Source organism: Streptomyces typhae, assembly GCF_009755605.1.
Classification (GTDB): domain Bacteria; phylum Actinomycetota; class Actinomycetes; order Streptomycetales; family Streptomycetaceae; genus Streptomyces; species Streptomyces typhae.
In genome coordinates this window covers 1-18,589 of sequence record NZ_WPNZ01000024.1, presented here as the reverse complement: position 1 = coordinate 18,589, position 18,589 = coordinate 1, and the positions used below count along the sequence as shown (strand labels likewise).

General features: G+C 73.5%; 19 protein-coding genes and 1 pseudogene. 9 read left to right on the top strand and 11 right to left on the bottom strand.

Annotated elements, in window-relative coordinates; translation table 11 throughout:
- Window positions 1-230 precede the first annotated feature (230 nt).
- Window positions 231-1,178, bottom strand: a complete 948-nt coding sequence (locus GPA10_RS32975) for a LysR family transcriptional regulator (protein WP_157168676.1) — start codon at window positions 1,176-1,178, stop codon at window positions 231-233.
- A 129-nt stretch (window positions 1,179-1,307) separates the two neighbouring features.
- On the opposite strand from GPA10_RS32975, the gene GPA10_RS32970 reads away from it, so the two are divergent.
- The 3 genes from GPA10_RS32970 (at window position 1,308) to GPA10_RS32960 (ending at window position 4,167) form a co-directional block, all read left to right on the top strand.
- Window positions 1,308-2,174: an inositol monophosphatase family protein gene (locus GPA10_RS32970; protein WP_157168675.1), complete on the top strand. Its 867-nt coding sequence runs from the start codon at window positions 1,308-1,310 to the stop codon at window positions 2,172-2,174.
- A gap of 101 nt (window positions 2,175-2,275) precedes the next feature.
- Window positions 2,276-3,505, top strand: a complete 1,230-nt coding sequence (locus GPA10_RS32965; RefSeq protein ID WP_157168674.1) for an FAD-dependent oxidoreductase — start codon at window positions 2,276-2,278, stop codon at window positions 3,503-3,505.
- Window positions 3,502-4,167 (top strand): VTT domain-containing protein, encoded by a 666-nt coding sequence (locus GPA10_RS32960; RefSeq protein ID WP_157168673.1) that lies wholly within the window; start codon window positions 3,502-3,504, stop codon window positions 4,165-4,167. Before GPA10_RS32965 ends, GPA10_RS32960 begins: the two co-directional genes overlap by 4 nt.
- Here GPA10_RS32960 and GPA10_RS32955 read toward each other — a convergent pair.
- Window positions 4,094-4,648, bottom strand: a complete 555-nt coding sequence (locus GPA10_RS32955) for a cysteine hydrolase family protein (RefSeq protein ID WP_157168672.1) — start codon at window positions 4,646-4,648, stop codon at window positions 4,094-4,096. The two genes, GPA10_RS32960 and GPA10_RS32955, sit on opposite strands and share 74 nt — an antisense overlap.
- Window positions 4,649-5,019: 371 nt before the next feature.
- Between GPA10_RS32955 and GPA10_RS32950 the strand changes: the two genes are divergently transcribed.
- The 3 genes and pseudogenes from GPA10_RS32950 (at window position 5,020) to GPA10_RS32940 (ending at window position 7,202) form a co-directional block, all read left to right on the top strand.
- Window positions 5,020-5,910 carry an NAD-dependent protein deacetylase gene (locus GPA10_RS32950; protein ID WP_157168671.1) on the top strand — a complete coding sequence of 297 codons (891 nt, stop codon included), beginning with the start codon at window positions 5,020-5,022 and terminating at the stop codon, window positions 5,908-5,910.
- A 243-nt stretch (window positions 5,911-6,153) separates the two neighbouring features.
- A pseudogene (locus GPA10_RS32945) lies at window positions 6,154-6,699 on the top strand (DUF1062 domain-containing protein); the annotation flags it as partial.
- Window positions 6,700-6,947: 248 nt separating this feature from the next.
- Window positions 6,948-7,202 carry a hypothetical protein gene (locus GPA10_RS32940; RefSeq protein ID WP_157168670.1) on the top strand — a complete coding sequence of 85 codons (255 nt, stop codon included), beginning with the start codon at window positions 6,948-6,950 and terminating at the stop codon, window positions 7,200-7,202.
- A gap of 150 nt (window positions 7,203-7,352) precedes the next feature.
- On the opposite strand, the gene GPA10_RS32935 is transcribed toward GPA10_RS32940, so the two are convergent.
- Window positions 7,353-7,754 carry a rodlin gene (locus GPA10_RS32935; protein ID WP_157168669.1) on the bottom strand — a complete coding sequence of 134 codons (402 nt, stop codon included), beginning with the start codon at window positions 7,752-7,754 and terminating at the stop codon, window positions 7,353-7,355.
- Between the two features lie 212 nt (window positions 7,755-7,966).
- Between GPA10_RS32935 and GPA10_RS32930 the strand changes: the two genes are divergently transcribed.
- Window positions 7,967-8,986, top strand: coding sequence for a helix-turn-helix domain-containing protein (locus GPA10_RS32930; RefSeq protein ID WP_157168668.1), 1,020 nt, complete (start codon window positions 7,967-7,969; stop codon window positions 8,984-8,986).
- Window positions 8,983-10,314, top strand: coding sequence for an MFS transporter (locus GPA10_RS32925; RefSeq protein WP_157168667.1), 1,332 nt, complete (start codon window positions 8,983-8,985; stop codon window positions 10,312-10,314). Before GPA10_RS32930 ends, GPA10_RS32925 begins: the two co-directional genes overlap by 4 nt.
- On the opposite strand, the gene uriT is transcribed toward GPA10_RS32925, so the two are convergent.
- Window positions 10,277-11,737, bottom strand: a complete 1,461-nt coding sequence (gene uriT / locus GPA10_RS32920; protein ID WP_343041599.1) for a uridine transporter UriT — start codon at window positions 11,735-11,737, stop codon at window positions 10,277-10,279. The two genes, GPA10_RS32925 and uriT, sit on opposite strands and share 38 nt — an antisense overlap.
- Window positions 11,734-12,681 (bottom strand): uridine-preferring nucleoside hydrolase UriH, encoded by a 948-nt coding sequence (gene uriH / locus GPA10_RS32915; protein WP_058847186.1) that lies wholly within the window; start codon window positions 12,679-12,681, stop codon window positions 11,734-11,736. The genes uriT and uriH overlap by 4 nt, the downstream gene beginning before the upstream one ends.
- Window positions 12,682-12,995: 314 nt before the next feature.
- On the opposite strand from uriH, the gene GPA10_RS32910 reads away from it, so the two are divergent.
- Window positions 12,996-14,093, top strand: a complete 1,098-nt coding sequence (locus GPA10_RS32910; protein ID WP_343041598.1) for a LacI family DNA-binding transcriptional regulator — start codon at window positions 12,996-12,998, stop codon at window positions 14,091-14,093.
- Between the two features lie 133 nt (window positions 14,094-14,226).
- Here the strand turns inward: GPA10_RS32910 and GPA10_RS32905 are convergent, their stop codons facing one another.
- From GPA10_RS32905 to GPA10_RS32880, 6 genes are all read right to left on the bottom strand, one after another.
- On the bottom strand, window positions 14,227-14,835 hold the full coding sequence (locus tag GPA10_RS32905; RefSeq protein WP_157168666.1) for a DoxX family protein: 609 nt from the start codon (window positions 14,833-14,835) through the stop codon (window positions 14,227-14,229).
- Between the two features lie 98 nt (window positions 14,836-14,933).
- A complete protein-coding gene (locus tag GPA10_RS32900) occupies window positions 14,934-15,158 on the bottom strand; it encodes a hypothetical protein (RefSeq protein WP_157168665.1) in 225 nt (74 codons plus the stop codon).
- A 358-nt stretch (window positions 15,159-15,516) separates the two neighbouring features.
- The gene (locus tag GPA10_RS32895; protein WP_157168664.1) at window positions 15,517-16,077 is read right to left on the bottom strand and encodes a GNAT family N-acetyltransferase; all 561 of its coding nucleotides are present in this window, start codon (window positions 16,075-16,077) and stop codon (window positions 15,517-15,519) included.
- A gap of 272 nt (window positions 16,078-16,349) precedes the next feature.
- Window positions 16,350-16,547: a ferredoxin gene (locus GPA10_RS32890; RefSeq protein WP_058847190.1), complete on the bottom strand. Its 198-nt coding sequence runs from the start codon at window positions 16,545-16,547 to the stop codon at window positions 16,350-16,352.
- Entirely contained in the window at window positions 16,547-17,878 is a 1,332-nt protein-coding gene (locus tag GPA10_RS32885; RefSeq protein ID WP_157168663.1) for a cytochrome P450, read from the bottom strand. Before GPA10_RS32885 ends, GPA10_RS32890 begins: the two co-directional genes overlap by 1 nt.
- Window positions 17,879-18,095: 217 nt before the next feature.
- On the bottom strand, window positions 18,096-18,589 hold a 494-nt coding region (locus GPA10_RS32880; RefSeq protein ID WP_246260231.1), incomplete at its 5' end, for an OB-fold nucleic acid binding domain-containing protein.

The window sequence follows — 18,589 nt, the reverse complement described above, 5'->3', positions numbered from 1 at the left end:
GGAACGTACGGGGGCAGAAGGGACCAGTACATCCGCCCGCGCCCCGGGTCGGCCCGATTCGCCCGTTGGCGGAGTGTCGGTGTCACGAGGCTGACGCCGGCTGCTGCGGCGCCGTGGGGCTGACGCCGACCGCTGCGGCGCCGTGGGGCTGACGCCGACCGCAGCGGCGTCATGGGGCCGCCGGTCGGCTGCCGCGACGGCATGGGGCCCGGCGGTCGACCACCCCTGTGTCACGGGGCTGACGGTCGGCCGGCGGGTGTGTGCGGCTCGCCCCCCTCCCGGTCCTCGACGGCCCGTACCGCCGTCCGCACCTGCTGGCGCAGCCAGCCGTGCGCGTGGTCGTCCGCGTTGCGCCGGTGCCAGGACAGGATGAGCGGGGCCGGTGGTACGGGGAACGGCAGGGGCCGTGCACGCAGGCCGAGTTCCGCGCGTACCGGGCGGGTGGTCAGGTCGGGGACCACGACGAGGACGTCGCTGTGCAGGGCGATGCGGAGGGCGGCTACGGCCGTGGGCGCCGTCGCGACGACGCGGCGGTCCAAGCCCTGGGCCCGGAGCAGGTCGTCGACGGGGTCGCGCAGCCGGCCACGGCGGGAGACGGTGACGTGGTCCGCGGCCGTGTAGCCCGCCAGGGTGAGCGGCCCGTCGGCGGCGGGGTGCGCGGGACGGAGCGCCACGACCAGCGGGTCGTGGGCCACGGTCTCGTGGTGTACGTCGGCGTGCGCGGGCACGCTCGCGCTGACCTCCAGGTCGACGCGGCCGTGGCGCAGGTCCTGGGTGTCGGTGTCGGTCTCGGCCAGCAGCCGCAGCCGTACGCCGGGCGCCCGGTCGCGCACAGCGGCGAGCAGCGCGGGGCCGATCGCGTGGACGACGGCGTCGTTCAGACGCAGTGTGAAGGTGCGCTCCAGGGTGTCCAGGTCGGCCCTGCCCTCGGGAGCCAGGACGGCGTGGGCCTCCTGGACCAGGGCGTGGACCTGCCTGCGGATGGCGAGGGCGCGCGGGGTGGGGGTCATGGTGCTGCCCGTGCGGACCAGGATCTGGTCCTGGGTGACGCGCCGGATGCGGCCGAGCGCGCGGCTCATGGCGGGCGGCGTGAGGTGCAGCCGGTTCGCCGCCCCGGCCACGCTGCCCTCCTCCAGCAGGGCGTCGAGCGCGGTCAGGAGGTTCAAGTCCAGTTGCATGGCGCTCACTTTAGGGATGACGAACATGCACTGGACGTCATTCCGCTCCCCTCCCTACCGTGAAAGCCGGGCGGAGCGAACGCACCCCGCCCCCCACCCCGACCCCCTTATGCGAAAGGCCGGTTCGCCATGCCCGCACACTTACGGGACGACGCGGTCCCGCACGTCCGCCCCGGTGCCCTGTACACGTCCAACCCCCGCCTAGCCGAGGACGAGGCGCTGCTCGGCGGCGTCGTCGCTGCGGTGCGCGCCGCGGGCGCCCAGGTACTGCGGCGCTTCCCTCCTGCGGTCCTCCCGGCCGACCGGGCGCAGGTCGTGGCCGCGATCCACGCCAACGACGCGGTGTCTCTGAAGTCCCTGCGCCCGGCGCTCACCGCGGTACGCCCGCGGGCCGGCTGGGTCGAGGACGAACTGGACACCGGGGCGCTGCCGCCCGGCGAGTGGTGGGTCACCGACACCGTCGAGGGCAACATCAACCACGTACACGGGATACCCGACTGGTCGGTGACGGCCGCGCTCGTACGGGAGGGGGCGCCGGTACTCGCGGCCGTGCACGAGCCGCTGACCGGGCACACGTTCACCGCCGTGCGGGGCGGCGGCGCCCACCGGGACGGCCTGCGGCTGCGGGTGTCGGCGAAGACGGCGCTGGACGGTGCCTTCGTGGGGACGGGGCAGGCCAGGCCGGGAGAGGACGCCGCGACGCTCGGGCGGATCGCCGCGTCGACCGTCGCGATGCTCCCGCGCGCCCTGGTCACCCGCGTCTCGGTCCCCGCCACCACCCAGCTCGTGTACGTGGCGTCCGGCCGCATGGACGTCTTCTGGCAGTACAGCGACGTGCGTTCGGGCCTGGTGGCCGGGGCACTGCTCGCCGCGGAGGCCGGCGGGGTGGTCACCGACGTTTGGGGGCGGCCCTGGGACGCGTCGAGCCCGGACTTCCTGGCGTCCGCGCCGGGGCTGCACGCGGCGGCGGTCGATGTGCTGTCCGGGGTGCGGTGAGCGGTACGCGGCGCCCGGTACGGCCGCCGGGACGCCGTCCCTTCCCTCCCTCCGACCGCCCTCTCACGTCTCCGCACAGCACCCACGTCAGGAGTACGCCGTTGACCACCACCTCAAGGACAAGTCCGGGCACGCCCCGGAGCGCCCGGCACCCGCGCACCGGCCCCCGTGTCGCGATCGTGGGCGCGGGCCCGGGAGGCCTCGCACTCGCCCGCGTCCTGCACGTCCACGGCATCGACGCGACGGTGTACGAACGGGACGCCTCGCGTGCGGCGCGTCCGCAGGGCGGCAGTCTCGACCTGCACCCCGAGTCCGGGCAGTGGGCGCTGCGTCTGGCCGGTCTGGAGACGGAGTTCCGGCGCCGGGCGCGCCCCGAGGGCCAGGACCTGACCCTGATGGGCAAGGACGGCACGGTCCACCATCGGCAGTCCAGTGCGGCGGCGACGCGGTCCGAACCGGAGATCGACCGGGGTGTGCTCCGTGACCTCCTGCTCGACTCCCTGCCCCCGGGCACCGTCCGGTGGGGCCACGAGTTGCTCCGCGCGGTGCCGCTCGGCGACGACGGCCGCCATGAACTGACCTTCGCCGGGGGCGGGTCGGCGGTCTGCGACCTGCTGGTCGGTGCCGACGGGGCGTGGTCGCGGGTCCGCCCGCTGCTGACCGACGCGCAGCCCGTCTACACCGGCGTCACGTTCGTCGAGACGATCGTCCCCGACGTCGACGCCAGGCAGCCGGAGCTGGCGCGGTTCGTCGGGCGGGGCAGCCTGTTCGCCTTCCAGGACGGCAAGGCGCTCATGGCCCAGCGCAACGGCGGCGGGCTCATCCGCACCTACGCCGGTTTCCTCGTGCCCGAGGGCTGGACGTCCGCCTCCGGCCTGGAGGGGGCGGCACCCGACCGCGCCCGAGCGCTGCTCCTGGACCACTTCGCCGACTGGACACCCCGGCTCACCGCGCTTCTGCGGCACTGCGACGACACCGTCCTGCCGCGCCCGCTGATGATGCTCCCGATCGGCCTGGAGTGGCCCACCACCCCCGGTGTCACGCTGCTCGGCGACGCTGCCCACCTCATGTCGCCCTTCGCCGGGGAGGGCGCCAACCTGGCCCTGCACGACGCCGCGGCACTCGCCCTCGCTCTCGCCCGGTGCGCGCCGCCCACCGGGGACGCCGTCACCGGGGTGGCACTCACCACGGCACTGCGGCACTACGAGCAGGACCTGTACGAGCGCTCCGCTCCTTGCGCGCGGCAGTCCGCGGAGCGGCTGCGGCTGTGCTTCACACAGGACGGCGCGCGAGCGGTGGCCGAGCTCATGGGCAACGGTGGCGCGCCGTGACCGACTGGGTGGGCACGGCCGAGTCCCTGATCGCCTCACCGTGGCTCTACCCCCTTCTCCTGGCGGCCTCGTTCCTCGACTCCTTCCTTCCCGTCGTGCCGAGCGAGCCCGTGATCATCGTTGCCGGGGCGCGCGCGGCCGGCGGCGACACCCAGTTGTTCCTCGTGATCGCCGCCACGGCGCTCGGCGCGTTCCTGGGCGACCTGGTCCCGTACGGTCTCGGCCGCCTGCTGAGCCGTCCCCTGCTGGCCGGGCTCCGGCCGGACACCCGGCGCCGGGCGGCGTTCGACTGGATCGCGGGCCGACTCGCCGCGCGAGGGGGCCAGGTGCTCATGACGTCGCGGTTCATCCCGGTGGGCCGCTACTTCGTCACCCTGTCCGCGGGCGCCGTCGGCTATCCGGTCGGCAGGTTCGTCCTGTTCACCGCGCTCGCCGCGGCTGCCTGGAGCACCTACACCGCGCTGACCGGCTACGCGGGCGGCCTCCTGTTCAGGGACGACCCGCTGACGGGAACCCTGGTGGGACTCGGCCTCGCGCTCGTCCTCCAAAGGGTGCTCGTGGCGCTGCGGCGGGTGCGGCGCCGTCCCTTCAGCGTGCGGCGCCGGGCCAGTCCGCGCAGGGCACGACCTCGACTCCCCTGCTGGGGAAGACGGCGTCCATGAAGAAGTCGTGCATGGCGTCGTCACCGTCGGCGCAGCCGTCCCGCAGCACGGTCACCCGGTAGTCACGGTCCGCCGCGTCGTAGCAGGTCGCCGCCACCATGGCGCTGGTCGCGACACCGGCGACGGCGATCCTGCCGATGCCGCGCGCGCGGAGCACCAGGTCGAGGTCCGTGCCCGCGAACGCGCTGGCGCGGCGCTTCACCACGACGACGTCCTCCTCGGCGACCGGCAGGGCGATCTCCGTTCCGGGCGCACCTTCGTGGAAGGTGTCCCCGGCCTCGTGGAACGCCTGGAACAGCGCGTTGTCCCGGGGCAGGTCGGCGCCGTTGCCGCGGAGGGCGAAGTGCACGAACACCACGAGGGCGCCGGCCGCGCGGGCACGCGGGATCAGTTCGGTGAGGGGCGGCACGACCCTCTTGGCGAACGGGTAGGTGCCCGTGACGCCCTGCTGGATGTCGCCGATGATCAGTGCGGTCGTCATGGCAGGGTCCCCGTCCCGTCCTTGCTGGCCGGCGCCCCGGGGCCAGCGGGGCAGCCTCGTCGACGATCACGATCATACGGTGGTCAACAGTGCGCGCAGTATGGGTGTTTACCCGGCTCGGGGGCGCGGGCGTCGGGGACGCGGCTCGGGGGCGCGGGCGTCGGAGGCACGGCTCGGGTGTGCGGGCGTCGGGTGCGCGCGCGTCGGGTGCGGGGGCGCGGTCCCGCCTCTCGGGGCAGGCGTGGGCGGTGGCTCCGCGTGCGGGCCGCGATGCTCGCCCCGAAGAGTTCCCCAGGCGTCCGCAAAAGCGGGAGCGGACCGGCTGACCTGCGCGAACGGCCGAACGCGGCCTGTTTCCGTACCCTGGCGGCATGCGCATGCGCCCCACCCTGAGCTGGACCCCCACCGGCGACCTCCCGCCGGGCACCACGGACCTGCGGCCGGTCGCCGACGCCCTGGGCAGCGGAGGTGTGCTGGTGCTCAGCGGGGCGGGCCTCTCCACGGAGTCGGGCATCCCCGACTACCGGGGCGAGGGCGGCAGCCTGAGCCGGCACACCCCGATGACGTACCAGGACTTCACCGCGCACCCCGACGCCCGGCGCCGGTACTGGGCGCGCAGCCACCTCGGCTGGCGCACCTTCGGCCGCGCCCTGCCCAACGCCGGGCACCGGGCCGTGGCCGCGTTCGGGGAGCACGGCCTGCTCTCGGGCGTGATCACGCAGAACGTCGACGGCCTGCACCAGGCCGCGGGGAGCAAGGGCGTCGTGGAACTCCACGGAAGCCTGGACCGGGTGCGCTGCCTCTCCTGCGGCGCCTTCAGCGCACGCGCCGAACTCGCCCGGCGCCTTGAGGCCGCGAATCCGGGCTTCGAGCCGGTGGCCGCCGGTATCAACCCGGACGGCGACGCCGACCTCTCCGACGAACAGGTCGCGGACTTCCGCGTGCTGCCCTGCGCGAAGTGCGGCGGCATCCTCAAACCGGACGTGGTGTTCTTCGGGGAGACCGTGCCGCAGCAGCGGGTCGAGCACTGCCGCCGGCTGGTCCGCGAAGCGGCCTCGCTGCTGGTCCTCGGCTCCTCGCTGACGGTGATGTCCGGACTGCGGTTCGTCCGGCAGGCCGCCCAGGCCGGAAAGCCGGTCCTGATCGTCAACCGGGACCCCACCCGGGGCGACCCGCACGCCCGCACCCGGGTCGCACTCCCGCTGGGCAAGGCCCTCACCACCGTGGCCGAACGGCTGGGCGTGCCCACCGACGCGCCTTAGTCCGCCAGTCCGCCAGTCCGCCAGTCGCCGGGCGCCGCCACCGGCAGCCCGCGGCCCGCGGAACCAAAACCAGTGGAACCGCACACGCGAGTGCCGTTAGCGTCCCTCTCGCCCCTGTCTCCCCACCGAGGACGTGCCGTTGTACACCGTGTGAGACCTCCTGAGCGCTGATCCGTCGCGCGTCGCACCTGTGCGGCGTGCCCCTTTTCGCTGCGGACTTCTCACTGGAACCGGTGCATCACTGTGTCCGAAACCTGGGTGGTCGTTCCCACCTGTCTGCCTCTCGTCCTCCGCCGTTGCCACACCTGCGCCTCCGAGCGCTTCCGCGCACACGGCAAGTTCCGCGTCAACGCCCATCACAAGCTCATCGACGCCTGGCTCCTCGCGCTGTGCACCCTGTGCGGGGAGACCACCAGGATCACGGTCCTCGAGCGGGTGAACGTACGCTCCGTACGGCCCGGATTCGTGGACCGGCTGCACGCCAACGACCGCGGCCTCGCGGCCGAACTGCTCCAGGATCCGGTCGTGCGGCGCCGCAACCACATCGCCCTCGACTGGAGCGCCGCCTGGCGTCTGGACACCGGTGCACCTGACCGGCCGGAGGGCGAGGCCGTCGAGGTCTCGGTCCGCTTCGCGGCACGGATACCCGTCCGGCCGGTGCGGCTGATCTCCGAGGGCTTCGGCCTCTCGCGCGCCGAGGTCGAAAGGCTGCTCGCCGAGGGGCGCGTCGTCTCCGCGGTCCGGCTGGGCGGAAGGCTCACCGGGGACTTCACCTTCACGCTGAAGCGCCGAGCCCTCCCGGGGCCCGGCAACGGCCCGCCAGGCACGAACCGCCGGGAGGGCCGTCCCAGGACACTGTCCCAAGAGAACGTAATCCTCGCAGGTCAAGGGCCGTCCCACCGTTCCAGCGTCCAGTGTTCCTCGGAGATCGTTGCGGGTGCCGCCGCGCCCCGCGAACCTCGTTGCTGCCGGACGGTGCGGGGTCTTCACGCTCGTACCGACGGGGACATTCCCATCATTACGGGGAGACCCATTCCATGCGCGACAGCCTCATCCGCACCACCGCTCTGGCCGCTTCGGCGATGGCCGCCGTCCTGGCGTCGGCCGCCTGCGACAAGGACGGGGACGACTCCGCCGGTTCGTCGCCCAGCGCTGCGCCGTCCACGGGCGGAGGACAGAAGGACGGGGGCAGCAGCCTGGAGACCGACAGCATGACCGTCGACGGACCGGTCGTCACCAACTGGCACCCCGAGCCACAGGGGGCCGTGCCGGGCGACGGCAGGCAGGGGTGACGGGGAACGGCCCGGACGCCACGGGCACCGGACCGGAACCGGCACCATCACCGGGTGGTCGACCACCCGGCACCCCGCGCCTGTGCGTCCTGGGGTGCCGGGTGGTCACCGTGCCGCCCGTGCCGTCCGAGCCGTCCCGCCCGCGTCGGGTCAGCCGTTGCCCGTGCCGTTGCCGGAGAGCACCGAGAGGTCGTCCAGGATGTGCGACAGCGGCTCGTCCTCCTTGGCCTGCGTGGAGTTCTCCGTGCAGATCTGCTTCTGCTCCGCCGACAGGATCGGGATGTCCTGGACGGCGACGTTGACCAGGCCGACCAGGGAGCCCACGTTGGCGTCGACGGGGATGCCCAGGCACAGCTTGTTCAACGAGCCCTCGACCAGGGAGAGCTGAGGGCTCTTGTCACCCTGGGTGCCGCTGTTGCCGAACGACTGCTCCGCACCGTTGCCGCTGGAGCTGGTGGTGCTCGAGTCGTCGCCGATGGCGGCCGCGCTCCCGGCGCTGCCGACAAGAGCGAAGGCGGCGAGGCCGAGGGCGAGGGGATTACGGGTTCGCATGTCACTCCAGTACGAAACATTCGATTGACCAGAAGAGCCCAGTACATCCAGCATTGTCGGGAGAATGCCGCTATTCGCCCGTTGGTGGAGTGTCGGCGGAGCGAGGCTGACGACGACCGACCGCTCCCGGGAACCAGGGCCTCCCCCGGGGACTGTGGCCTCTCCCGGGTACCGCTTGTGTCTCCCGTAGGGGGAGACGTCAGGGTGTGCCCATGAACGACGACGACACCCTCTGCTCGATCGGTGAACTGGCCCGGCGCACCGGTCTCACGGTCAAGACGATCCGGTTCTACTCGGACCGGGGCCTCGTCGAGCCGACGGACCGCACCCCGGCCGGCTACCGACGCTACGGCGCCGACGCGGTCGCCCGCGTCGAACTGGTGCGGACCCTGCGGGATCTCGGGCTCGACCTCGACACGATCCGCGGGGTGGTGACGCGGGAGGTGTCGCTCGCGGAGGTCACCGCGGCGCACGCCGAGGCCCTCGACGTACAGATACGCGATCTGCGGCTGCGCCGGGCGGTGCTGACCGCGGTGTCCGGGCGGGACTCGACACCCGCGGACCTGGAGCTCGCGCATCGGCTCGCGAAGCTCTCCGGAGCGGAACGGCGGCGCCTCGTCGACGACTTCCTGGCCGCCGTCTTCGACGGACTGCACGGCCACCCGGCGTTCGCGGGCGTCATGCGCTCCATGACGCCGGAACTGCCCCGCGATCCGAGTCCCGAACAGATCGTGGCCTGGGTGGAGTTGGCGGAGCTGTTCCGGGACCCGGACTTCTGCTCCAGCATGCACGGCATGGCCCACGACCTGGCGGCCGACCGGGCCCCCGACGACGCCTTCGGGCTGCCCCGCATCCTCGCCGAGGCCGTCCGCGCCCGTGTCGCGCCGGCCCTCGCCGCCGGCATCGACCCGGCGTCCGCCGCCGCACGACCGATCGTCGACGACCTCACCGCCCACTACGCGCGCATCCTCGGCGAAGGCCCGGACACGCCCGCCGCACACGCCTGCGCGTCGCCCCATCCCCAGTCCCGTACCCAGTCCCGTGCCCAGTCGCGTACCCAGTCCCGTCCGCAGGGCGCCCTCCGGTCCCGCCTCCAGTCCCGCCTGGAGACCATGAACGACCCGCGGCGCGACCGGTATCTGGAACTGCTCGCCGTGGTGAACGGCTGGCCGCCCCCGGACCGCCTCGCGCCCGCCCTCGACTGGACCCTCGCCGCGCTGCGCGCCCGATGATCGCGCGGCCCGCAGAAGACCTGTCCGGAGCCCTGGAGCACCTGCCGCCGTCCGGATACCGCGCGCTCGCAGCGGTGCCCGGCTTCCGGCGCATCGCTCTGACGGGACTGGTCTCGAAGCTCCCGTCGAGCATGACCGGCCTCGCTCTCCTCCTCCTGGTCAGCCGTCAGCACTCTTACGCCGTCGCGGGGGCGGCGGTGAGCTGTGCGGCGGTCGGACAGGGGCTCACCGCTCCGGCGCGGGGGCGGCTCGTCGACCGCTACGCGCGCCGGCCCGTGCTGCTGAGCTGTCTCGGCGCGTACCTGCTGGCCCTCGGGCTGCTTGTCGTCACCGCACGTGCCCCGGGGGCGCCTGTGCCCGGACTGCCCGGATCACCCGGGCTGCCCGAGGTGCCCGTGCTGCTCGTGCTCGCGGCGCTGTCGGGCGCCACCACCCCGCCGGTCGCCGTCATGATGCGCGCGGTCTGGCACCGGGCGGCGGGGCCCGCCGCCATGGGCCCCGCCATGGCGCTGGACTCTGCGGCGACGGGAGCCTCCCTGGTCGTCGGGCCCGCGCTGGCGGGCTGGCTCGGCGTCTCGGTCTCGCCGCTCGCGCCGTTTCTGGTCGTCGCGGTGCTCTCGGCCGGATCCGTATGGCTCCTGACGGGGCTGCCGACCGCGCCACGCCGGGCGCCGGGGCGCGGGCCCCGGAGCGGAATGCCGAGCGGGATGCCGAGCGGGCCACTGCGCCGACTCCTCGCCGCGGACATCCTGTTCGTGTGCGCCGTGACCGGAATGGACGTGGTGCTGCCGCGCTACGCCCAGGAACACGGCGTCGCCTCGTACGCGGGATGGTGTCTCGGCGCGCTGTCCCTCGGCAGCGTCCTGGGCAGTCTCGCTCTCGGGGCCGTTCCCGCCCTGGCGAAGGCACGGTGGCACGGGGCGGCGCCGCTGCTGTGCGTCTTCGCGGCCGGGGCCGCCGTGCTCGCCTGTGCGGCGGCGCTCTCGCCGACGGCCGTGCTGCTCGTCTGCCCGGTGGCGGGGTTCGCCGTCGGGTCCGTGTTCGCGGCGCTGCGGGCCGCGGGCGGCGACCTCGCACCGGAGGGCCGCGTCACGGAGACCATGTCGTGGCTGAACACCGGCGACCTGGCCGGGGGCGCGGCGGGGGCGGCGCTGTTCGCCCAGGTCGCGGTCGCCGACGGCGCCGGGACGGCGCTGGCGTTCGTACCGCCGGTCGTCCTGACGGCCGCCGTCGTCACCACCACCGCCGCCGCCAGCGTCGGCAGCGGCAGCAGCGAGCGGGCCCGCTCCGCTACTCCTGGGCCTCCGCCGCCACCGGCTTCGGGATGAGGAAGGACGTCAGGAAGGCCGCCGCGATGAGCACCACCCCGGCGATCATGCCTGCGGAGTAGCCCGCGGCCGAGGTCTTGTCGGCCGGTTCCGCCGCGGTCTGGACCGCGTACAGGAGGGCGAAGCTCAGGCCCGCGCCGAGGTTGAAGGCGCCCGCGTTCAGGCCCGGCAGGAAGCCGGGGTTCTCCTTCGGCGAGAGCACGATGCCGAGGCCGTTCAGGACGATGTTGCCGACGCCCGCGTAGGTGACCCCGATGAGGACCGACGAGACGAGCAGGAGCGGGCGCGAGTCGGCCTGGAGGGTGAACAGCATCAGGGCGACGGTGGCGGCGGAGCCGATGAGGCCGAGGCGCAGGACGCGGCCGTAGCCGTGCGTGGCGGCGAGGCGGCCGGCGATCGGGCCCATGGCAAGGCCCGCGAGGGCGTACGGGGTGAGGGTCCACCAGGCCGACTGCTCGGCGCTCATCCCGAAACCGGCGTCCGCGTTCTGGGCGAACGCGGGGATCATGCCGTTCATGACGGCGAAGACACCCGTCATGGTCAGGACGGTGGTGAGCAGGAGGGCCCAGGTGGAGCGCCTGCGCAGGTGCCGGGTGGCGACGAGGGGGTGGCTGCTGCGGTCCTCGGCGCGCCAGAAGGCGGCGAAGGCGAGGGCGGCGACGACGGCGAGTCCGGCGACGAGTGGCCAGTTCGCGGCGCCGAGCTTGCCGGCCTCGTTCAGGGCGATGAGGGCGGCGCCGACGGAGACGACGAGGAGGGCCACGCCGGGCCAGTCCATGCGGTTGTCGGAGCCGGAGACGCGGGCGGTGGACTCGGGGGTGAGCGTGGCGACGAGGACCATGGCGAGTCCCGCGACCACGGCCATGACCCAGAACACCGACTGGAAGCCGTAGTGGTCGGCGAGGGAGCCGCCCGCGATGGAGTCGACGCCCGCGATGCCGCCGTTGACGGCGGTGATGACGCCGAGCAGGGTGCCGTACCGCTTCGGCTCGTGCACCTCGTTGCGCAGCATGATCAGGCAGAGCGGCACGGTCGGCCCGGACACCCCCTGGATGACGCGCCCCGCGAACAGCATGGGCACGCTCTGCGCGAGCGCGGCCACGACACAGCCGACGGCCATGAGCGCCATCATCGCGGCGAGGACGCGGCGGCGGCCGACGAGGTCGCCGAGGCGCGGCAGGAACAGGGAGAAGAGGGCGGCGGAGGTGAAGAACGCCGTCTGGGTGAGGCCGACCTCGGCGGAGGTCGCGTCGAGGGAGTCCTCGACGCTCTTCAGGGCGGGGCTGAGCATGCTCGCGTTCAGCTGGAACGCGAAGCAGGCCACCAGGAGGGCGGCGACCAGGACCCAGACGCGGACGGGGCGGCCGCCCCCGGCGGCAGGGGACGCGCCGGGGTGTGCGGGTTCAGCGAGGGGGGTGTTCACGCGGCCACGTCACCGATCCGCTCGAGGGCATCCACGACAAGGTCCCAGAATCGCCCGTGGTCCAGGTCGACGGCCACTTGGGTGCGGCAGTCGGCGGGGGCGGGCGCGCGGAGGTCGGCGACGGTCATGCCGAGGGTGAGGGTGCCGGTGAGCTCGATGTCCACAGGTGCCTTGCGTACGGTCATGACGCTCGGGTCGATGACGTAGGCGACGGCGCAGGGGTCGTGCACGGGCGGCGCCTGGAAGCCCTGGGCCTTGAGGTACATGGCGCCGAAGAAGTCGAGGAGCTCGTTCACGAAGACGGCGGGGCGCGTGCCGACGCGTGCGATGCGCTCGACGACCTCGGGGGTGGCGAGGGCCTGGTGGGTGAGGTCGAGGCCGACCATGGTGACCGGCCAGCCCGCGTTGAAGACGATGTGCGCGGCCTCGGGGTCGATCTTGATGTTGAACTCGGCGACGGGACTCCAGTTGCCCGTGTGGTAGCCGCCGCCCATCAGGACGACCTCGCGGACGCGCTCGACGATGCGGGGCTCCTTGCGCGCGGCGAGGGCGATGTTGGTCAGGCCCGCCGTGGGCACGAGGGTGATCTCGCCGGGCTCGTGGGCCATGACCGTGTCGATGATGAGGTCGACGGCGTGGCGGTCGTCGAGGGCGAGGGTCGGCTCGGGCATGACCGGGCCGTCGATGCCGCTCTCGCCGTGGATCTCGGGGGCCGTCTCGACGGTGCGGACCAGGGGGCGGGGGCAGCCGGCGGCGAAGGGGACGCCGGTGATGTCCGCGATGCGGGCCACGGAGAGGGCGTTGCGGGTGACCTTCTCCAGGGTCTGGTTGCCGACGACCGTGGTGACCGCGACCAGCTCGACGTCGGGATTTCCGTGCGCCAGGAGCATGGCGATCGCGTCGTCATGTCCGGGGTCGCAGTCGAGGATGATCTTCTTGGCCATCGCGGAACCTCTTTGTTCGGCTGAGCGGTCACCGCCGGGTGACGCTCGGGAAAACGTTCTCCGAGCACTTTGTGCAGGAGTGCGACTTCTGTCAATAACCTGCACCACCTCTGAGCTGTGCGTTTCTCGTCACAGCGGCGTTCGGTGCCCTGTCCCGGAAGCTGGCCCGCTGATAACGTTTGCCGCATCGCACCGGAGGGCCGGAGGGTGGAGGGGTGGACCCAGGCGTGGCTGATGTGACTGTGCGGGACGCGGTGACTGTGCGGGATACAGCCACGCGGGGTACAGCCACGAGGGATGTGACCCTGCGGGACGTGGCCCGCGCCTCCGGCTGTTCCGTCGCCACCGTGTCCCGGGTCCTCGCGGGCACCCGTCCGGTGGGGGCGGACACCGCCCGCCGGGTCCGCGCTGCCGCCGAGGAGCTCGGCTACCGCCCGAACCACGCGGCCCGCGCCCTGCGCAGCCGCGCCACCGGCACCGTGGGCCTGGTCCTGCCGCAGATCACCAACCCCTTCTACCCGGCGCTCGTGCGCGAGCTGACGCACGCCCTGCACGCCGAAGGCCGCGCCGTGCTCCTCGCCGACTGCGACGACGACCCGGTCGCGGAGGCCGGGTACATCGACGACCTCCTCGCCCGCCGCGTCGACGCCCTCCTGGTCGTCCCGGCCGACGAGCGCCGCAGCCGGGACGCGGTCGCCGCGGCCGCCGCACGGGTGCCCCTCGTCCTGATGGACCGCGGCTGCGGCCCGGGGGTCGCGGACTCCGTGGCCGTGGACAACTCGGCGGGCATGGCGCTCGTGCTCGACCACCTGGCCGCGACCGGCCGTCGGCGCGTCTGGTTCGTCGGGGCCGAAGGAACGGCGTCGGCAGCGGCCGAGCGCCGCGCGGCGTACGCGGCCGGTGCCGCGGTGCTCGACGAGGGCGCGGCCGGGCGGATCGCGCTCGGCGACTTCTCCGTGGCCTGGGGCCGCGCCGCCGTGGACCTGGTGTGGGAGGCCCGGCCCGACGCGCTCGTGTGCGCCAACGACCTGATCGCGGTGGGCGCGTTGCAGCGGCTCCAGCAACTCGGCGCGGACGTGCCCGGCGACGTCGCCGTCACCGGCTTCGACGACATCCCGATGGCGGCGCTCGCCGCTCCCGGCATCACGACCGTCCGCCAGCCGGTGCCCGAACTGGCCGCGGAGGCCACGCGGTTGCTGAACCAACGCCTCGCCGGTGGCGAGGAGGGACCGCAGCGGGCGGTACGGCTCGCGCCGGAGCTGGTGGTACGGGAGTCCAGCGGACCCCGGCCGACGGCAGCGGGCGACGAGCGTGGCGCTGAGGCCGCACCGGGCGACCGGCGGGGCCCGGCGGAAGCTCCCGGCCGGGCCACGCGAGTGCCGGCGCCCCGGCAGGTCACCGGACCGGAGTGATCAGGCCTGCGCAGGCCCCCGACCACACCCGAACGCGGCGTCGGCGCAGGCGGTTCCGTACGCACCGGCGGCTTCGCCGGTGCCGACGACGGACGGACACGTCGGCACCGGCGGCCAGGAGCGGGCGCGGACGTCAGTCCCGCAGCACCAGGAGCACGAACGCGGCGGATATCACCCCGAGCGCCACGGCCGCGACACCGCGGGCGAACCGGTGGTCACGGAGTCCGGGCAGGAGCTGGTCGGCGGCGAGCCTGCCGGGGCCGATCAGGGCCACCGCCACCGCGCCGGAGGCGAGCACCACTTGGTACTCGATGCCTTCGGGGAGGAAGAAGCCGTCGTCCCAGGTGATGGCCATGGCGTTGATCATGACGCCCAGGACGCCCGCGGCCGCGAGCGGGGTGAGCAGCCCGATGGCGAGGCCGAGGCCGCAGAAGGTCTCAGTGAGGGCGGCGACGTACGCCATCGTCTTGGCGGCCTTGTAGCCCTCGGCGGCGAAGAAGTCCGAGGTGCTGTTCAGGCCGCCGCCGTCGAACCAGCGGAAGAGCTTCTGCGTGCCGTGGCCGGCCATGATGAGGCCCACCACGACACGCACCACCAACACTCCCGCGTCGAGACCGAGTTGCTGGTCCTGAGCCGGGGACAGCTGGCGATGCGCCGGGTCCGCCGGGGTGCCGCCGGGGACGGACGGCGGGGGCGGGGGCTTGGGGTCGGCGGAGTGCGGGGGAAGGGAGGGGGAAGACATGCTGGATCTCTCCTTGAGCCGTGGGGATCGGGGAAGACGACGCCGCGCGGGCGCCCGGGGGCGGGTGTGCGGGCGTGAGCGGGAGGAGAGAGTCCCGCCTACGTCCGGATCACCCGGGTGCTGTACAGGTCGACCGCGCTGACATCGGGCGCGGCCGTGCGGCCGAGCGGGGCCAGGCCTTGGCAGGAGTCGTGCCGGGCGGAGGCGGGCCGCTGCCCCTGCCCGCCGCCGGGCTGTTCGGGCACGGGGAGCACGGCGGCACGGGACGCGTCGCCGTCGTCACCACCGTGGCAGCCGCTGCCGCCGCCTGCTGCACTGCGCACGGCGAGCGCGTCGGCCGGAGGTCCGAACGGAGTCGTCGCGACTACGCCGTCACTCCTGTGCGCGGAACTTTCGGGGAAGACCGCAGCCGACGCGCCAAGCGCCGTGACCAGGCAGAGCAGGGCGACGAGCAGCCACGGGGCGCACCCTGCGCCGGTGGCGCGCACGCCCGTTCCCCTCGCCGGGCAGCCCTTCGGGAGCCGAGGCGTACGCTTTGGCCCGGATCCGAAAGCGGCAACGGCGGTGACACGCGGGGGGAACGCTGGCCCGCTCATGACAACGGATGATAGGTCCAGACCAACGTCGGACTGAACCCCTTCGACACACACAGCACCCGGCCGGACGCACAGAGGCCGGATTTCACCCCTGCCGGGACGGGGTGGCAGCCACCGCGAGCGAAGCCGGTCGCGGCACCGGACGCCGCATGCACACCCGTGGCCAGCGGTCCAGGCCGAGCCGCGCCTCTTCCTCGCGGACGGCGCGCAGTCCGGGGCCGACGGCTCCGTCGTCCAGGGTGAGGAAGCCGCAGCGCGCGTAGTACGGGCCGTTCCACGGCACGTCCCTGAACGTCGTCAGGGTCAGCGCGGGGACCCCGTCGGCCGCGGCCCGGTCAGCGAGGTGTTCGAGGAGGGACCGGCCGATGCCGCGGCGCGCGTACGCGGGGTGCACCGACACCTGCTCGACGTGGAGGTCGCCGTCCACGTGGTCGGCGATGAGGTAGGCCACCGGCACGTCGGCGGCGCCCGGGTCGGCGGCCACCCAGGCGAGTCCGGCGCGCAGACGGCCCGCGAGCACCTCCAGGGCCGGCGGCTCGTCGTCGGCGATCTCCGGCATGCCGACGTCCCGGAAGCAGTGGCCCGCGGCTCGTTCGATGTCCTGGAGACGCGGCAGTTCGCTGTCGTGGACCGGTCGGATGCGCATGCGTCCATTGTCGCGCGGCCTGCGTGGCACGTCGGCGGCGGGGCGAACTCGGCAGTCTCCGCGACACGTCGGCGGCGGGCAGATTCGGCAGTCTCCGCGGCACATCGGCGCCGGGCAGATTCGGCAGCCTCCGCGGCACATCGGCACCGGGCAGACCGGCAGCCTCCGCGACACATCGGCGCCGGGGCCGGGCCGACGTGCCGCGGGGAGGTCCCCGGCGGCCCAGAGGCCACCAGGCCGCCGGGCCGCCGGGCCGCCGTGTCAGCCTTCCGTCATTCGTCCTCGTGCAGCGTGATGGCCCGCACCGGGCAGGCCCGTGCCGCCTCCCGCAGCATGGGGTCGCCCGCCCTGTCCGCCCATCCGGCGAGCAGCTCGCTGAAGCCGTCGTCGTCCTGGGTGAAGACCTTGGGCGCGGTCAGGACGCACTGACCGGCACCGATGCACACGTCCGTGTCGATGGTGATCCGCATCAGGGGCGCCCCCAGGTGACCGGCAGTTCGACGAGCCCCTGGATGGTGTCACCGGGTTTCATCCGGAGCTCCTCGGCGGACACGGCCAGGCGCAGGTCGGGGATGCGGGCGAGCAGGGTCCTGAGGGCGATGTCGAGCTCCAGGCGGGCGAGGTTCTGCCCCAGGCACTGGTGGATGCCGAAGCCGAAGGCGAGGTGGTGCCGGGCGCTGCGGCGCACGTCGAGGTCGTCCGCGTCCGCGTAGACGGCGGTGTCACGGTTGATGGTGGAGGCGGCGAGGACCACGCCCTCGCCCACACGGATGGTCTGCCCGGCCACCTCGACGTCCTCGGTCGCCACGCGCAGCAGCCCGTCGGCGATGGACAGGAAGCGCAGCAGTTCCTCGACGGCGCCGGGCGTCAGCTCGGGTTCGGCGCGCAGGGCCGCGAGTTGCTCGGGGTGTTCGAGGAGGGTGAACATGCCGAGCGAGATCATGTTGGCGGTGGTCTCGTGCCCGGCGACGAGCAGGATGAGGGCGACGCGTACGAGTTCGTCACGGTCGAGGGAGCCGTCCGCGAGCCGGTCCCGGATCAGCTCGTCGAGCAGGCCCTCGGGGGTGTCCCGAACCGCACGGTCCTGGGCCGCACGGTCCCGGGCCGCACGGTCCCGGGCCGCACCGGCTTCGCGCGGCCTTTCTGATTCGCGCGGCCCTTCCGAGGTGCGTGCGGCGCCCGGGGCCGTCCCCGCGTCGACCGTCCTGCGCTTGCGGTCGACCAACTCGCCCAGGTAGTCCATCAGTTCCTTGCGGCCCGCCTCCGCATCCTCCGGCGTGTCCGACCGCAGGATCCGGCGCGACGCGCCCTCGAAGAAGTCGTGGTCGGCGTACGGGACACCGAGCAGTTCACAGATCACGATGGACGGCACGGGCAGGGCGAACGCGGTGACGAGTTCGACGGGCGGCCCCTTGGTGACGACGGCGTCGAGGAGCTCGTCGACGACGCGCTGGATGCGGGGCCGCATCGCCGCCACCCGCTTCACCCCGAACGTGGGGATCAGCATGCGGCGCTGCTTGTTGTGCAGCGGATCGTCGACGCCGAGCAGCGCGAGCTGCACGTGCCGGGAGAGCTCGAAGCGCGGCGCGGTCATCGGGAAGTCGGGGTTCTGCCGGTCGGCGGAGAGCCGCGGGTCGGTGAGCAGGGCCTGGGCCTCGGCGTGTCCGGTGACGAGCCAGGCCTCGCTGCCGTCGTAGAGGGTGACGCGGTTGAGCGGCGCGTGGTCGCTCAACGGCCGGTATCCGGTGGGCGGGTGATAGGGGCAGGTGCGGTCCTGAGGGAAGGGGGCGGATTGCGCCATGGCGTCCTCCGATGTACTCGGACGGGTCGTACGGGTCGTACGACGTCCCGCACCCTCACTTCATGCCCCATGCACCTAGCCGGACCATGACCGGTTCGGCCAACTTCGCCACGGTCGGCCCCGAGTGCTCCCCGATGGCCGAATTGCCACGCCGGCCGGCGGCTGTCAACCCCGCACGACCTCACCGGGGGCACCGCGCCACGCCCGCACGCTGGCGTCAGTCGCTGACACGAATGGCGTGATCGCGCCGGACGCCGTCCCGGCCCACCCCCATCGCCGCCTTGACGTCGGCCCAGAACCCCGGCCCCTCCCCCACGCGCGGGCCGAGCCGGTACACGGTGGTCGTGGTGGCGCCGCGCACGTGCAGCCGGACCTCGGCCGCGCCGGGGTGGGCGCGCAGGATCTCCTTCAGGCGCCGGACCGTACGCGGGGTGATCTGCGCCTGCCGCAGATCGATGCGGACGACCGGCAGCCCCTCGGCCGCGCTCAGGTCGGGGACCTGCATCTCCATGGCGACGAGGCGGGGCACGTCCTCACGCTTGTCGAGCCGGCCCTTGACGAACACCACCGCGTCCTCGACCAGCTGCGTCGACACCAGCTGATACGTCGCCGGGAAGAACATGCACTCGATGGAACCGGCGAGGTCCTCCACCGTCGCGATCGCCCACGCGTTGCCCTGCTTGGTCATCTTCCGCTGCAACCCCGAGATGA

Coding starts and splice junctions, on each gene's coding strand:
- GPA10_RS32975 (WP_157168676.1), bottom strand. CDS start 1,178: ATGCAACTGGACTTGAACCTCCTGACCGCGCTCGACGCCCTGCTGGAG.
- GPA10_RS32970 (WP_157168675.1), top strand. CDS start 1,308: ATGCCCGCACACTTACGGGACGACGCGGTCCCGCACGTCCGCCCCGGT.
- GPA10_RS32955 (WP_157168672.1), bottom strand. CDS start 4,648: ATGACGACCGCACTGATCATCGGCGACATCCAGCAGGGCGTCACGGGC.
- GPA10_RS32950 (WP_157168671.1), top strand. CDS start 5,020: ATGCGCATGCGCCCCACCCTGAGCTGGACCCCCACCGGCGACCTCCCG.
- GPA10_RS32940 (WP_157168670.1), top strand. CDS start 6,948: ATGCGCGACAGCCTCATCCGCACCACCGCTCTGGCCGCTTCGGCGATG.
- GPA10_RS32935 (WP_157168669.1), bottom strand. CDS start 7,754: ATGCGAACCCGTAATCCCCTCGCCCTCGGCCTCGCCGCCTTCGCTCTT.
- GPA10_RS32930 (WP_157168668.1), top strand. CDS start 7,967: ATGAACGACGACGACACCCTCTGCTCGATCGGTGAACTGGCCCGGCGC.
- GPA10_RS32925 (WP_157168667.1), top strand. CDS start 8,983: ATGATCGCGCGGCCCGCAGAAGACCTGTCCGGAGCCCTGGAGCACCTG.
- uriH (WP_058847186.1), bottom strand. CDS start 12,681: ATGGCCAAGAAGATCATCCTCGACTGCGACCCCGGACATGACGACGCG.
- GPA10_RS32905 (WP_157168666.1), bottom strand. CDS start 14,835: ATGTCTTCCCCCTCCCTTCCCCCGCACTCCGCCGACCCCAAGCCCCCG.
- GPA10_RS32895 (WP_157168664.1), bottom strand. CDS start 16,077: ATGCGCATCCGACCGGTCCACGACAGCGAACTGCCGCGTCTCCAGGAC.
- GPA10_RS32890 (WP_058847190.1), bottom strand. CDS start 16,547: ATGCGGATCACCATCGACACGGACGTGTGCATCGGTGCCGGTCAGTGC.
- GPA10_RS32885 (WP_157168663.1), bottom strand. CDS start 17,878: ATGGCGCAATCCGCCCCCTTCCCTCAGGACCGCACCTGCCCCTATCAC.